A 14,567-nucleotide genomic window follows, 5' to 3' on the forward strand; every position below is an offset into this window, starting at 1 on the left:
CGCGGAATGGCGCGGTAGGCCTCGACGTGGGCGCGCAGGGTGGGGGACTGGTCGGCCAGGGACTGGAAGTCCTGCCGGGACAGCGCCAGCACCGTAGTGGTGGTCGCCGCGCGGGCGGTGAACTCCCAGGAGCTGTCGGCATCCAGCAGCCCCTGCTCGCCGAAGTGCGCCCCGTCCCCGAACACCCCCAGACGGTTCTGCTCACCGAACTCACCCTCGGCGAGCTGCTCGACCTTGCCGTGGGCGAGCAGGAACAGCGTGTCGACGGGGTGGCCGGCTTCCGCGAGCACCTCGCCGGGGGCGAACTCGCGCTGGGTGAAGCGGTCGGCGAGCGCGGTCAGCACGGCCTCGTCGCCATAGGAGCGCAACAGGGCCAACTCGCCCAGCTCGGCGGGGATGACGCGGACCTGGGAGCCGGTCTTGACGAAGGTGACCTTGCCGTCGCCGGCGGTGTAGGTCAGCCGGCGGTTGACCCGGTAGGTGCCCGCGGTGACCTCGACCCAGGGCAGCATGCGCAGCAGCCACCGCGAGGAGATCCCCGCCATCTGCGGCGCGGACTTGGTCGTGGTCGCCAGATTCCGGGCGGCAGCCGTATCCAGGCTCGTGTGCGACGGGCCGCCTGACGGGCTCGCCGCCGACGCGGGCGCGGATTCCGGGCGTGCTTCGATGGACATACTGAATCCTTTGCCATGGCATTCGTAAGGGTCCGCGGATGACGTTTCTCCCACGGAATCCGACGTCGTTTCTCGAAAAGACCAAAAAGGCTGCGACGTGCTCGCGGGATCGTGTAGGGACGCGCTCTTCGGGTCGGCCGGACGTTTCCGGCGCGAACGGTGAAGTGCCCCGCGTCCGGGTCCAACACCCGTGCCCGCAGGGCCGTTTCGTCGGTTGAAGTATCGCCGACCGACCACGATCGCGCTATCACTCGATCGAATGAGTATCAAAGGCAACTCATACGGAAATGCTTCCCTGCGGACGCCGCACCCACCGGCCGCGTCCGCCAATTCACCGACACCGTGACCGACTTCGAAGGATTCCCGATGGGACGCGTGAACGGAATCGAACACCCGCCCAGTATTCGACGGGAGAGCCATGCCACGATCACCCCCGACCGGGGACAGCCGCCGGCCGAGGCCCTGGGACGGATCCTGGCCGGACCGGCCGGACTGGGCAGCGCCGCCCTCCGCTTCACCCCCCCGCCCCCGGCCCAACTCCCGGACCACCCCCCGGGCCGCGCGACCCCGGCACCCTCCCGCATCGAGGGCCTGTACTGCCCGCCCGCGGTGCGCGACGACCGGGCGCTGGCCGACCTGATCAACGCGCAACTGCTGGAATGGGCCGACGGCGTGGGGTTGTTCCGCTCGCCGGACCTGCGCGCGGGCCTGCTGTCCTTCGACCCGGGCCGCTCCGTCGTGCTGTGCCACCCCGACGCGCCCAGCACCGAGCACCTCCTGACCGCCGCCAAACTCCTGACCGGGGAGAACGCGGTGGACGACTACTTCTGCGAACCCGAACTCGGCGGCACACCCGAAGGGCTCGGCGCCCGCCTGGCCGTCGCCCAGTCCGCGATCGACCCCAGCCACATGCCCGCCCCCTACGACGCCCACTGGCGCGCGGCGCTGGCCGACCACCCGGCGCTGCGCTCCATGCACGCGGCCATGGAGTCGCTGACCGCCCTCGCCACCCCCGCGCAGGCCCACCGCTTCCGCCACGAGGTCGCCAGCCTGTACCTGGGCTACGAGGCCGAAGCCGCGTGCGTGCAGGAGGAGCGCACCCCGCCGGTGTGGGAGTACCTGGTGCAGCGGCAGCTCAACTCCTTCCGCCCGTGCCTGGCGATCACGGACGCGATCGGCGGCTACGAACTGCCGGCCGAACTGTTCGCGCTGCCGGCCGTGCAGCGCGCGACCGCGCTGGCCTCCACCGCCTCCACGGTCCTCAACGACCTGTACTCGCTGCGCAAGGAGCAGGCCTCCGGGCGGTTCCACTACAGCCTGCCCACCGTCATCGCGGCGGAGGAGGAGTGCGGCATCGACGAGGCCTTCACCCAGGCCATCGAGGTCCACAACGAGCTGGTGCGCGCGTTCGACACCGAGGCCGCCGTCCTGAGCGGCCACCCCCTCACCGCCCGGTACGCGACCGGCCTGGCGAACTGGATGGGCGGCAACCACGAGTGGCACGCCGGCCACGTCGGCGGCCGCTACGCCACCGCGCCGTGAGCGCGCCCGCCCGCCCCGCCACGGCCTGACGTCCTTCCGGCCGGACCCCTTTCCGACCTGACGGCCTTTCGACCTTCCGACGCTCTGACCTGACGATCCAAGGAGTACGCACACCCATGACCCTCGACCACATCGCCGCCCCGACGCAGCTGCTGCACACCAGCCCGTACCAGCGCTCCGTCGCCGCGTACTGGAACGCGGAGAAGAACCCGGTCAACCTGCGCCTGGGCGACGTGGACGGCATCTACCACCACCACTACGGCATCGGTGACGTGGACTGGTCGGTGCTCGACGCGCCGGAGGACAGCCGGGAGCACCAGGTCACCAAGGAGCTGCACCGGCTGGAGTGCAACCAGACGGAGCTGTTGCTCGACCAGTTCGGCGCGATCGCGCCGGAGGACCGGCTGCTGGACGCCGGATCGGGTCGCGGCGGGGGCAGCATCGTGGCCAACCAGCGGTTCGGGTGCGCGGTGGACGGGGTGTCGATCTCGCAGTCGCAGGTCGACTTCGCCAACGACCAGGCCGTCAAGCGCGGGGTGGACGACAAGGTCCGGTTCCACCTCAAGAACATGCTCAGCACCGGGTTCGAGACGGGCAGCTTCCGCGGGATCTGGAACAACGAGAGCACCATGTACGTCGACCTGGGGCTGCTGTTCGCGGAGCACTCGCGCCTGCTGGCCCGCGGCGGACGCTATGTGACCATCACCGGCTGCTACAACGACACCTACGGGCTGCCCTCGCGGGCGGTGAGTCAGATCAACGCGCACTACATCTGCGACATCCACCCCCGCAGTACCTACTTCAAGGAGATGGCGGCCAACCGCCTGGTGCCGATCAGCGTGGTGGACCTCACCGCGGCGACGATCCCGTACTGGGAGCTGCGCGCCAAGTCGTCGCTGGTCACCGGTATCGAGGACCCGTTCCTGACCGCGTACAAGGACGGCAGTTTCCAGTACCTGCTCATCGCGGCCGACCGCGTCTGAGCTCCTCGGCCGCACCGCCGGCCGCACCATCGGGCGCACCATCGGTCAGCCGGGCCGGACCTCGGTCCGGTCGGGGCCGGGGGTGCGGCCGGTGGCGGCCAGCAGCGCGAGCACGGCCAGTGCCGCCAGCAGGACGAGCACCAGCAGCAGGACGGTCGGCACCGTCGGGTGGTTCCACAGGGCGAAGACCAGCGTGAGGACCAGCAGCACGCCGGTGGTGAGCCACCGCCGGTGGCGCGCCGTCCACTCGCCCGCGCGGCCGGTGCGCACCCCGTGGGCGCCGGCCCAGCGCGCGGCGGCGTCGGCGGTGCGCTCGGCCCTGCCGCGCACCGCCCGCGGCAGCCGCCCGTCGCCCGACAGGTACGCGCCGAGCGCGACGACCACGCCGAGCACCAGCGCGGTGCGCAGGGCGGCCTTCAGGAAGTGCAGCAGGGTGTCGAAGACCGCCGCGGCCGCCGGGCGGGACACCTGCGCGGGCAGGTGGTCGAGGTAGTAGTGGCGGGCCACGACGAAGGCGAGGGAGAACAGCAGGCACAGCCCGGCGGATCCGAGCATGACGGCCATCAGCGCGCGCCGCCGCCGGCGGGCCAGCAGCACCCCGGCCGTGCCGAGCAGCGCGGTCAGCGCCGGCAGCCAGTTGCCGACGACGTCCAGCAGGTGCGCCGCGCCGCGGGCCTTGGCCAGCTGGTCGGAGTGCAGCAGTACCAGTTGCTTGTCGACGGTGGGGATCTGCGCCGCCGGGGCGACCCCCGCGTCCACGAGCTGCTGCGCGACCGCGTCCACCGCGGCGCCCACGTCGAGGGTCACGGTGCCGTCGGCCACGCCGACCGCCCCGCGGCCCTGCCCGGTCAGCGCGTGCACGAGCGAGGCGTGGGCGAGCCGGTTGGTGTCCGTCCACACGCGCGCGAACCGGTCGCTGCGCACGAACGCGCCGGCCGCCTTCTCCACGACCTCCCGGGCGGCGTCGTCGATCCGCGGGCCCAGCGCCTTGAAGGCCGTGCCCACGCGCGGCGGCAGGCCCTGGGACTGCAGCCACGCGGCGAGGTCCGAGGCGACCTGGTCGCCGTCGACCTGGACCGCCACGGCCTCGCCGATCCGCCGCACCGCGGCGTCCTGGACCGCCGGGTCCTGCGCGAGCGGGCGGACGGTGGCGACGTACCGGTCGGTGTCCAGCGCGATGTCGTGCACCCACACGGCGAGCAGCGAGACCGGCACGAGCACGCAGGTCAGGACGAGCAGCACGATCGAGGCGGCGCGCCGTGCGATCCGCCCGCCGCGCGAGCGTCCCGCCCGCCCGGCGGCAGGCGGGACCCCGGCGGGGGCGGGGGTCGCGGGCGGGGTGCTCATAGCGCTCCAGGAAGAAGGCGCGGCCGGGCGCCGCTGCTTCCCATTGACCGCCCCGGGCGGCGTCCGCGCACCCGGGGCTAGGCCTCCCGGGCGAGCCGGGGGTGCGACAGGCCGGTGGGCGGGGCCCGCCGCGGGGCGGTCCTTCGCGGTCAGCGGCGCCCGGCGTGACACGCTGGGCCCGGCGTTCCCGCCAGCCCCTGTGAGGAGAGGTGCGCACGTGCCGCAGAACGAGCCACGGCCGGCCGCGGACGTCCCCACGGCGCTGAGCGAGGAGCGCCGGCTCCGCAAGGAGCTGGGCTTCTGGAGCCTGGCGGCGATCGGGTTCTCCAACATCCTCGGCTCCGGCTGGCTGTTCGCGGCGATGTTCGCCGCCCAGACCGCCGGCCCGGCCTCGCTGCTGTCCTGGGTCGCGGCCGGTGTGCTGTGCGGCCTGGTGGCGCTGGTGATGGTGGAGCTGGGGGCCACCCGCCCCGAGGGCGGCGGCACAGTGCGCTGGCCGCTGTACGCCAGCGGGCGGCTGGTGGGCACCGTCGTGGGCTGGTCGGTGCTGCTGTCGGTCGGCGGCACCGCGGCGGAGATCAGCGCGATCATGCAGTACGCGGCGCACTACCTGCCGGGCCTGTACGACGACGGGCGGCTGACCGCGTCGGGCCTGGCCGTGGCCACCGGACTGAGCGTGTTGCTGACCGCCCTGAACTGGTTCGCGGTCCGCACCTTCGCGCGGCTGAACAACCTGGTGTCGCTCTTCAAGGTGGTCGTGCCGATCCTGACCGTGGTGGCCCTGTTCCTGTCCGGCACGCACTCCGGGCGCCTGACCGACCACGGCGGCTTCGCCCCGTACGGGTACGCGGCCTGCCTGACCGCACTCGCCAGCGGCGGCATCGTCTACTCCGTCAACGGGTTCCAGGCGCCGCTCGACTTCTCCGGCGAGGCCCGCAACCCCCGCCGCAACGTGCCGGGCGCGGTGCTCACCGGCATCGCACTGGCCCTGCTGGTCTACCTGGGGCTGCAGCTGGCGTTCCTGTACACGGTGCCGGACTCGCTGCTGGGCGACGGCTGGCACGGCGTCACCTTCGACTCGCCGTTCGGGCAGCTGGCCCTGGTGCTCAACCTGCACTGGCTGGCCACCCTGCTCTACGCCGACGCGGTGGTCTCGCCGGGCGGCTCGGCCTACGTGGGGGTCGCGATCGACGCCCGGCACACCTACGCCCTGGCCAAGAACACCCTGCTGCCGCGCTTCTTCATGCGGATCGACCCCCGCTCCGGGATGGCCCACCGCGCGCTGCTGCTCAACCTCGTCGTCATCGTCCTGTTCATGCTGCCGTTCGGCGGCTGGCAGGACATCGTCAGCGTGATGGGCGACATGTACCTGCTCATCTACGCGGCGTCCGCGGTCGCCGTCGCGGTGTTCCGGGCGCAGGACCGGGAGCGGGGGGTGGCCCGCACGGACGGCCAGGTGCCCGGCGTGCGCTGGATCGCGCCGGTCAGCTTCGTGGTGGCCGCCGAGTTCGTCTACTGGTCGGGCTGGCACGACCTGCGGCTGGCCCTGCCGCTAGTGCTCGCCGGGGTGCCGCTGTTCCTGCTGCTGCGGCGGGATGCCGGCGGGCTGCCGATGCGGGCGGAGCTGCGGCACGGCGCGTGGCTGGTCTGCCATCTGGCCGCGCTGACCGTGCTGTCCTGGCTGGGCACCTTCGGCGGCTCGGGCCGGCTGCCCGCCCCCTACGACACGGTGGTGGTCGGCGTCGTCTCGCTGGCGGTCTTCGCCTGGGCCGTCCGCTCCGGGACCGCGCACCTGCGCGCCGGCTCCGCCCCGCCGGTCCCGGCCGCGTAGGCGCTCACCGCACCGGCAGCAGCGGCAGGGTGCTCAGCTGCCCCGGCGGCGGCAGCGGCGGGAAGGTGAACGTGGGACCGGGCAGCGGTGCGGGCGACCCGCCGACGGGCCAGAGGTCCTGCGCGGTGGGCGGCGGGGAGTACGGCGGCGGGTCGGCGCGGGGCGGGTGGATGACGGTGTGCACGACGATGCTCGCGGCCAGCACCAGGGACATCCCGATCAGGTTGACCTTGAGCAGGAAGCGCAGCAGCGCCTTGTTGAGCGCGGGCGGTTTCGCCGCCATCGTGGTGCCGTCCTGCGCGGCGGGCACGTCCTCCGCGGGCCCGGCGTCCCGCAGGGCCCGGGCCAGCCCGGGCAGGTCGCGCAGCAGACCGGCGGCGGGAGCGTCCGCGTCCCCGGGTGCGGGTGTCCGGTGGTCGCCGTCCGGATCGCCGCCGGGGTGCAGGGCCGCCAGCCGGACCGCCAGCGGCGGATGGCTGCCGAGCCCGTCGTCGGCGACGGCCGGCGGCGCCAGGGCGTGCACGGTCCGCAGGGCGCGGGCGAAGGTGCGCGCCCGGCGATCCGGGCCGCCGCCGTGTCCGCCTCCAGCTCCTGGCGGCGCCGGACGGCCAGGGTCCGGCGCAGGTACACCCCGTTGTAGGCCCGGGTGACCTTCAGGAGCACGCGCACCACCGGTTTGACGCTGGTCTGGTCGTTCGCCAGGAACTCCAGGTAGCGCACGGTGCGTTCGAGCCGGACGCTGCCGCGGTGGCTGACCGCCGCCAGCCGGGTGTGCCGGCCCGCGTAGTGCCCCAGCTCGTGGCAGAGCACCGCGCCCAGTTCGTCCCGGCTGAGCTCCAGCAGCAGGGGCAGGCCCAGGTCCAGGGTGCGGGGGCCGCCGACCAGGCCCAGCAGCCGGCTGCGCTCGCCGGCGCAGGCGTTGGCGGCGCCGGTCAGCCGCAGCGTCGTGGGCGCCGCGGTGTCCAGCTCGGCGGCGAGCCGCAGGGTCAGGGCCCACAGCTCGGGCTGCTCCTCGGGGGTCAGCTCGATCCGGGGCCCTTCGGGCACGGCGGCGGACGCCCCGGCGAGCAGCCCGTAGGCCAGGGTGGACACGGGCACCACGGTGACGGTGCCGAGCAGGGCGAGCTGCCAGGACTCGGTGGTCAGGACGGCGATGAGCAGCAGGAGCTGTACGGCCAGCAGGGCGGCGGCGAGCAGGTGGACCCCGGCCAGCAGGACGCAGCCGAGCAGGGCGCGCCCGGTGGCCGAGCGGACCCGCGCGCGCCCGGTGGCCGAAGGGGCCCGCACACGCCCCGGGGCCGAGCGGGCCTTCACGCGCCCGGTCCCGTGGGCCCGGCGCCCTCGCCGTGCCGTGCGGCCAGGTCCGCCCGGGCCCGCCGCGGCGCCTGGTCGTCGTCCGCGAAGGCCGCGCACAGCCAGGCTTCGGTGGCGCTCAGGGCCGCGGCGAGCCGGTCCCCGGGCGCCGGTCCGCCGGTGCCCAGCAGCGGCACCTCGCCCAGCGGGTCGGTGGTCGGGTCGAGGCCGAGCATCCGCCGCAGGTTGGCGCGCCCCTTGCGGAGGTTGCCCCGCGCCGTGGAGGCCGTGATGTCCAGGTCGGCGGCGATCTCGTCGTGCGTCATCGCGTACAGGCCGAACATGACCAGCACCATCCGCTGCCGCGGCGGCAGCCCGGCCATCGCGGTCAGCACCCGCCGGGCCTGCGCCGTCTCATCGGGTGCCGCCTGGCGGGGGAGCGGCACGTCCAGGGCGGCGCGCCTGGCCCGCAGCCGCAGGCGCAGCGCGCGCCAGAGTTTTCTGCGCATCACCAGACCCACCCACGCGTCGGGTTGCTCGTAGCCGCTGATCCGGCCCCAGTTCTCCAGCGCCGCCAGGAAGGCCTCCTGGACGGCGTCCTCCGCGTCCTGGCGGTTGCCGCACAGCATGACCGCCCGGGCCAGCAGGGCCGGCCGGTGGGCGGTGAAGAACGTGTCGAAGTCGGCGGGCTCGCGCTCCTCGCCCGCCGCTGCGTCGCCACCTTCGGGTGCGGGTTCCCGCGCCCCGGCGCGCACCCCGCCGGTTCCGCCGTTCATGACGCCTCCCCCTCCCGGCCGCCCGAGGCGGCCGGGCCCTCGCCCCGCACGGTCAGCACGCCCCCGTCCGGGCGGCGGTCCTCCACCCGGACCGCGTGGCCCGCCAGGCGCAGCGCGCCGAGCACGAGGCGGGCCCGTTCGCGTTCACGGCTGACCTCGCGCCGCCAGGACACCACCTGGCAGGTGACTTTGACCGTAGCGGCCAGTACCGCCAGCGTTACCGATTCCCACATACGCGACCACATCCCTCGCCGACCCCGTAACGTCGGCAGGTCCCCTGCCGACTGCAACACCGCTCAACACCCGCGGACGGCGCCCGCGTTTACCCGCCGGGCGGACTTTCTTTCGCGGGACGCTGCCGGGGTGCGACGGGTGTGCTGCCAGGAGCAGGAGCAGGGGCCGGTGCTTTGGGTCGGGGACGGGGCGGGCGCGGCGGTCAGCGCGCGTCGGCCGCCGCGTGGACGCGGGCGCCGCCGACGTAGGTCAGTGCCACGGTGGTGGAGCCGATCTCCTCGGCGGGCCCCGCGAAGGGATCGCGGTCCAGGACCGCGAGGTCGGCCAGGGCGCCGACCCGGATGGTGCCCGTGTCGTCCTGGTGGTTCACATGGGCCGAGCCCGCCGTGTACGCCGCCAGCGCGGTGCCCAGGTCCAGCCGCTGCTCGGGCAGGAAGGGCGGGCGGTCCTCGCCGTGGCCGACGCGGTTGACCGCGACATGGATGCCCCGCAGCGGGTCGGGACTGCTCACCGGCCAGTCGCTGCCCGCCGCCAGGGTGGCGCCGGCCCGCAGCAGGTCGCCGAACGGGTACTGCCGGGCGGCCAGTCCACCGCCGAGGAACGGGATGGTCAGCTCGTCCATCTGCGGCTCGTGCATCGCCCACAGCGGCTGCAGGTTGGCGATCGCGCCCAGCCGGGCGAAGCGCGGGACGTCGTCGGGGTGGACCACCTGCAGATGGGCGAGGTGGTGGCGGTTGTCGCGGTGCCCGTTGGCGGCGAGGGCGGCCTCGACCGCGTCCAGGGCCTCCCGCACCGCGCGGTCGCCCAGCGCGTGGAAGTGGACCTGGAAGCCCAGTGCGTCCAGCTCCACGACATGGCCGCGCAGCGCCGCCGGGTCGACGAAGCTCAGCCCGCTGTTGGCGGTGGCGCAGCCGCAGGAGTCCAGATAGGGGGCCGTCATCGCGGCGGTGAAGTTCTCGGTGATGCCGTCCAGCATGATCTTCACCGAGTCGGCCCGGAACCGTCCGGTGCGCAACCGGGCCCGGCGCTCGACCAGTTCGGGGATCTGCTCGGCGCCGCGGGTGCGGTCCCACCACAGGGCGCCGTTGACGCGCGCGGTCAGGGTGCCGGCGGTGGCCGCCGCCAGGTAGGCGTCGGAGGGGTCGGGCTGGCCGTTGAAGACGCCGAGGATGGCGTCCTGCCAGCCGGTGATGCCCAGACCGTGCAGCACCTGCTGGGCGCGGAGCAGCCCGGCGAGGCGGTCGGCGGCGGTGGTCGGGGGGACCAGGCGCGCGACGAGCCCGGTCGCGCCCTCCTGCAGCATGCCGCCGGGGGTGCCGTCGGCCTCGCGTTCGATGCGCCCGTCGGCCGGGTCGGCGCTGCCGGCGGTGAGCCCGGCGAGCTCCAGGGCGCGGGTGTTGGCCCAGGCCCCGTGGTGGTCGCGGTTGAACAGCAGCACGGGCCGGTCGGCGACGACCGCGTCGAGGAGGTGGCGGGTGGGCACCCCGCCCTCGAAGCTCTCCAGCGACCAGCCGCTGCCGGTGATCCACTCCCGGTCCGGGTGCGCCTGGGCGTAGGCGGCGACGCGGCGCTGGTACTCGGGCAGGCTCGTGGTGCCGGTCAGGTCGCACTCGCCCAACTCGACGCCGGCGTAGACGGCGTGGACGTGGGCGTCCTGGAAGCCGGGGATCAGCAGCCGGCCGGCGAGGTCCACCACCTCGGTGCCGGGGCCGATCAGCTCGCGCACCTCGTCGTGGCCGACGGCGGCGATGCGCTCGCCGCGCACCGCCACGCTCGTGGCGCGGCTGCGGGCCGGGTCGGTGGTCAGGGCGGGGCCGCCGGTGAAGACGAGGTCGGCGTGGGTCATGAGGTGCTCCGGGAGAGAGGTCGGGGGAGTGGGGTCGGGGGTGGGCGGACGTTTCACGGGGTCGTGGACGGCGCGGCGGGAGGGGCGGTCGTGGGGGCGGCGGCGAGCAGGTCCGCCGCGCCCGCGTCGGTGGCCTGGCCGGCGGTGAAGTACGGCGAGCGGCGGCCCCACTTGGCCCAGCCGGCGGCCAGCAGCCCGGACAGGATCATCAGGGCGGGCATCAGCAGCAGGAACCAGCCGTTGTCCGCCCGCACCGCGAAGTGGTCGGCTGAGGTGGCATAGCCCCAGCACATGTAGCCGGCGAGCGCGAACAGCACCAGCGCGCTGAGCACCGGCAGCACGACCGCCCGCACCGCCTCGCCGTACGCGCCGCGCAGCAGCCCGCGGAAGCGCACGGCGGCGGCGATCGCCGTCAGGCCGTAGGAGAGCGCGACGACGATGCCGATCGCGCTGACACTGGCGCTGATCAGCTCACTGACCTTCGGGATGACCAGCGAGAGCACCGCCACCGCGGCGGCGATCGCCCCCAGCAGCAGGGTGCCCGCCGCGGGCGTCCCGTACTTGGGGTGGATGCGCGTCCAGACCGGGCCGACGGTGCGGTCGCGGCCCATGGCGAACAGCCCGCGTACCGTGGGGATTACCCCGGCCTGCAGCGAGGCCACGGCGGAGAACGTCAGCGCGACCAGCGGCAGCGCCGCCAGCGGCTGGTGCGCGAGCTGGTGGCCGAAGTAGGTCAGCCCCTGGGCGCCGTTGTCGACGAGCTGGCCCTGCGACAGGACCCGCTGGAAGGACACGGCGCCGAGCAGGAACAGGCCGAGCATGGTGAACACGGTGATCAGGCCGCTGCGGGAGGCGTCGCGCGGGTCGCGCACCTCCTCGCTGACGCTGAAGGCCGCGTCGAAGCCCCAGTAGCAGAACACCGCCACCACCATGCCCTGCGCCAGCGCGGTGAGCGAGGGGATCGTGAAGGGGTTGAACCAGTCCAGGCTGAACGGCTGGCTGCCGGCGATCAGGCCGTAGCCGCAGAAGCCCAGCAGCACCAGGTACTCGAAGGCCAGCAGCCAGCGCTGCAGCCGGGCGGCGACGTCGACCCCGGTGACGGCGGCGAGCGTGGCGCCCAGCAGCACCGTCAGCCCCAGCAGCGTCGACTGCATCGTGCTGTCGGGGTCGAGGGCGATGCCGGCCACGCGGTGCAGGCCCGCCTGGCCGGCGAGCTGCATCAGGGCCGAGCCGGTCACGGTCGTGGTGTAGGCGAGGAAGACGACCGTGCCCACGACGTTCACCCAGCCGGAGAGGAACCCCAGCCAGGGGCTGACCGAGCGGCCGACCCAGACGTAGCTGTTGCCGCAGTTGGGCTCGACCCGGTTGAGCCGGGAGTAGGCCGCGGCGATGCCCAGGATCGGCAGGAACGCCAGCACCATGATGATCGGCAGGTGCAGCCCGACGATCCCGGCGATGAGCCCCATGCCGATGCCGATGCTGGTGGTCGCCGCGGTGGTGGAGGCGGCGATGACCACGCCGTCCAGCACGCCGAGCGACCGTCTCATGTCTGTTGTCATCGGGCCACCGCTTCGCCTCGGGACTGGGTTGGAGCGACATGGAAGCGTGCGGGCTCTTAACAGGTCAATGGCGTTGACATAAGCTCCCCGCCATGACCGACCGGCAGATGTCCGGGGCCGGACGGCCGCGCCGCCGCCCCACCAAGCAGGGCACGGTGCTGTCCGAAGCCCTGATCGTCACGACCGCGCTGCGGCTGATCCGCCAGCACGGATCCGCCGCGCTGACCGTACGGCGGCTGGGCGCGGCGCTCGGCGCGGACCCCAGCGCGCTCTACCGGTACTTCCGCAACACCGACGACCTGCTGCTCGCCGTCGCCGACGAACTCATCGGGCAGGCCTTCACCGGCTGGACCCTGCGCGGCGACTGGCGCGCCGACCTGCGCGAACTGGGCCTGCGGATGCACGCCGCGTACCTGGAGCACCCGCAGGCGGCGATGCTGGCGACCTACCGGGTCACCGGCCGGCCGCACGAGGCCTTCGCCATCGAGACGATCCTCGGCGTGCTGCGCCGCGGCGGCTTCCCGGACGCCGAGGCGGTCCGGATGTACCACATCTTCGTCGACACCAGCCTGGCCTACGCGGCCCTGGACGCCGCCAGCACCGCGCTGCCGCCGGAGGCGCGGGAGGCCGAACGGCAGGTCTGGCAGCAGACGTACGCGTCCCTGCCGAGCACCACCCACCCGCACATCGCGGCCACCAACCACCTGCTGCGGACCGAGATGCGCCGCAGCGCCTACGCCCGGACCCTGGACCTGTTCCTGGACGCGGCGGCGGCCCGGCTGGAGGCGCTCCGCCGACCGGCCGTGTCGGAGCGGCGGGAGGGGTGACGCCGATAGCCTGGGCCGGTTGAGGGCGAGCGGGACCCGTGCCGACGGCGCGGGCGGAGGAGTGGGTGCGGTGGCGAAGGTCAACCCGTCGGTGGCGGCAGGCGCCCGGGCGGCGGGGTCCGGCGGGCCATCGGCGGCCGCGTCCTTGGGGCAGCGGCTCGCCCACCTGGGCGCCCTCGCCGCGGGCGAGGCGGTGTTCCTCCCGGCGGATCCGCCCCGCAGGGGACGGGTGGCGTTCTGGACGTCCGGCGGCGAACTGCCGGACCTCGGCGGGGAGCGCGAGGAGCTGACCGTGGTGCGCCCGCACGGCTCGTCCGTGCGGCGGGCGCGAGTGACCGCCGAGCTGCTGCCGGTGGAGCAGGCGCTGCCGCTGCTGACCCGCTGCCGGGCGCTGGGGGCGAACGGCGACGGGGCGGGCGGAAACGGGGCGGGTGGAAACGGTGCGAACGGCGACGGTGCGGTCGGCAACGGGCCACCGTCGGCCCCTGTCGCGTCGAGTACGGCGTTCTGGGGTACGGCGGGCCTGCACGCGCTCGGGCTGCTGGCCCGGGGCCGGGTGCTGCCCGGGGTGTCGCCGGAGGGCTTCGACGCGTGGCGGGTCGGCCCGCTGGACGCCGCGGACCACGAGCGGCTGGGCACTTTGGCCGCCGCGATGCCGCCCGAGGCCCGCGCCGTCGCGGTCCCCGGACGCTCCCCCCTCGCGCTCCCCGCGGCCGAGCCGTTGCTGCGGGCCTTCCTCGACGCGGTCGCCGACTCCCTCACCCGCCCTCCCGCCGCCCGCCAGGTCGCCGGCGGCGCGGCGTTCGCGGCCCGGGCGCCGCAGCCCGTGCCCGAGCAGCGGGCCTGGGCGGCGGAGGTCGCCGCGGGCCGCGACGCGGGTCTGGCAGTGTCGCTGCGGCTGGAGCTGGGCCGCGCGGACGCGTTCCGCGCGGTGGTCCAACTGCGCAGCCTCGCCGACCCCTCCGTGCTGGCCGACGCCGCCGATCTGTGGTCCGGGCGGGCGGTGGCTCCCGCCCTGTTCGGCCCCCGCGCGCAGGTCGACACGCTGCTGACGCTGCGCCGCGCCGCACGGGCCTGGCCCCCGGCCGGACGGCTGCTGGACGCGGCGGCCCCGACCGGCCTGGACCTGTCCGACGACGAGGCCCGGGCGCTGCTGGGCGAGGCGGCGGAGCGCCTGTCGGCCGCCGGCGTCGCCGTCCACTGGCCCAAGGAGCTGGTACGGGACCTGACCGCGGCCGGAGTCCTGGAACCCGCCCGCCGCAAGGGCACGCAGTCCGCCGCCGCGACGTTCCTGTCCACCGGCGGCCTGCTGGACTTCCGTTGGCGCGTCGCCCTGGGCGAGCAGGAACTCACCGCGGAGGAACTCGAGCTCCTCATCCAGGCACACCGGCCGATCGTGCGGCTGCGCGACCAGTGGGTGGTCGTGGACCCGGAACTGGTCCGCCGCCTGCGCCGCGCCGAGCGGTCGACGGCGCCCGGGCTGACCGCGATCGACGCCCTCGGCGCCGCGCTGACCGGCAGCGTCGAGGTCGACGGCGAACAGGTCGCCGTCACCGCCGGCGGTGTGCTGGAGGAGGTGCGCGCGCTCATCGCGGATCCGGCGGCCGACCCCGGGGGCGCCCCCGGGGTCGCGGAGCCCCCGAAGGCCCTGGCCG

Annotated in this window: 13 protein-coding genes; 5 read left to right on the forward strand and 8 right to left on the reverse strand. The window is 74.6% G+C overall.

Annotated features, from left to right (window positions below):
- A partial coding sequence (locus ABZ721_RS40180; RefSeq protein ID WP_358793795.1) for a cyclic nucleotide-binding domain-containing protein occupies positions 1-674 on the reverse strand: 674 nt, incomplete at its 3' end.
- 375 nt (positions 675-1,049) lie between these two features.
- Here ABZ721_RS40180 and ABZ721_RS40185 point away from each other — a divergent pair.
- Both ABZ721_RS40185 and ABZ721_RS40190 read left to right on the forward strand, forming a co-directional pair.
- Entirely contained in the window at positions 1,050-2,216 is a 1,167-nt protein-coding gene (locus ABZ721_RS40185) for a family 2 encapsulin nanocompartment cargo protein terpene cyclase (protein ID WP_358793796.1), read from the forward strand.
- A gap of 116 nt (positions 2,217-2,332) precedes the next feature.
- Positions 2,333-3,199, forward strand: a complete 867-nt coding sequence (locus ABZ721_RS40190) for a geranyl diphosphate 2-C-methyltransferase (protein WP_358793797.1) — start codon at positions 2,333-2,335, stop codon at positions 3,197-3,199.
- Between the two features lie 45 nt (positions 3,200-3,244).
- Here the strand turns inward: ABZ721_RS40190 and ABZ721_RS40195 are convergent, their stop codons facing one another.
- Positions 3,245-4,546, reverse strand: coding sequence for a hypothetical protein (locus ABZ721_RS40195; RefSeq protein ID WP_358793798.1), 1,302 nt, complete (start codon positions 4,544-4,546; stop codon positions 3,245-3,247).
- 217 nt (positions 4,547-4,763) lie between these two features.
- Between ABZ721_RS40195 and ABZ721_RS40200 the strand changes: the two genes are divergently transcribed.
- Complete coding sequence (locus tag ABZ721_RS40200; RefSeq protein WP_358793799.1) at positions 4,764-6,377, forward strand: APC family permease; 1,614 nt, start codon at positions 4,764-4,766, stop codon at positions 6,375-6,377.
- A gap of 4 nt (positions 6,378-6,381) precedes the next feature.
- Here ABZ721_RS40200 and ABZ721_RS40205 read toward each other — a convergent pair whose 3' ends face one another.
- From ABZ721_RS40205 to ABZ721_RS40230, 6 genes are all read right to left on the reverse strand, one after another.
- Positions 6,382-6,660, reverse strand: coding sequence for a hypothetical protein (locus tag ABZ721_RS40205; RefSeq protein WP_358793800.1), 279 nt, complete (start codon positions 6,658-6,660; stop codon positions 6,382-6,384).
- Positions 6,597-7,664 (reverse strand): M48 family metalloprotease, encoded by a 1,068-nt coding sequence (locus tag ABZ721_RS40210; protein ID WP_358793801.1) that lies wholly within the window; start codon positions 7,662-7,664, stop codon positions 6,597-6,599. The genes ABZ721_RS40205 and ABZ721_RS40210 overlap by 64 nt, the downstream gene beginning before the upstream one ends.
- 23 nt (positions 7,665-7,687) lie before the next feature.
- Positions 7,688-8,446 carry a sigma-70 family RNA polymerase sigma factor gene (locus ABZ721_RS40215; RefSeq protein ID WP_358793802.1) on the reverse strand — a complete coding sequence of 253 codons (759 nt, stop codon included), beginning with the start codon at positions 8,444-8,446 and terminating at the stop codon, positions 7,688-7,690.
- Positions 8,443-8,679, reverse strand: coding sequence for a hypothetical protein (locus ABZ721_RS40220; RefSeq protein WP_358793803.1), 237 nt, complete (start codon positions 8,677-8,679; stop codon positions 8,443-8,445). The genes ABZ721_RS40215 and ABZ721_RS40220 overlap by 4 nt, the downstream gene beginning before the upstream one ends.
- A 203-nt stretch (positions 8,680-8,882) precedes the next feature.
- Positions 8,883-10,526, reverse strand: a complete 1,644-nt coding sequence (locus ABZ721_RS40225) for an amidohydrolase (RefSeq protein WP_358793804.1) — start codon at positions 10,524-10,526, stop codon at positions 8,883-8,885.
- Positions 10,527-10,579: 53 nt separating this feature from the next.
- Positions 10,580-12,073 (reverse strand): APC family permease, encoded by a 1,494-nt coding sequence (locus tag ABZ721_RS40230; RefSeq protein WP_358793805.1) that lies wholly within the window; start codon positions 12,071-12,073, stop codon positions 10,580-10,582.
- Positions 12,074-12,177: 104 nt separating this feature from the next.
- Here ABZ721_RS40230 and ABZ721_RS40235 point away from each other — a divergent pair, with 104 nt between their 5' ends.
- Together ABZ721_RS40235 and ABZ721_RS40240 are read left to right on the forward strand one after the other, a co-directional pair.
- On the forward strand, positions 12,178-12,912 hold the full coding sequence (locus tag ABZ721_RS40235) for a TetR/AcrR family transcriptional regulator (protein WP_358793806.1): 735 nt from the start codon (positions 12,178-12,180) through the stop codon (positions 12,910-12,912).
- 70 nt (positions 12,913-12,982) lie between these two features.
- A partial coding sequence (locus ABZ721_RS40240) for an SNF2 helicase-associated domain-containing protein (protein ID WP_358793807.1) occupies positions 12,983-14,567 on the forward strand: 1,585 nt, incomplete at its 3' end.

Origin of the sequence: Streptomyces sp. NPDC006733, from assembly GCF_040636125.1 — a bacterium.
In the GTDB taxonomy this organism is placed as follows: Bacteria; Actinomycetota; Actinomycetes; order Streptomycetales; family Streptomycetaceae; genus Actinacidiphila.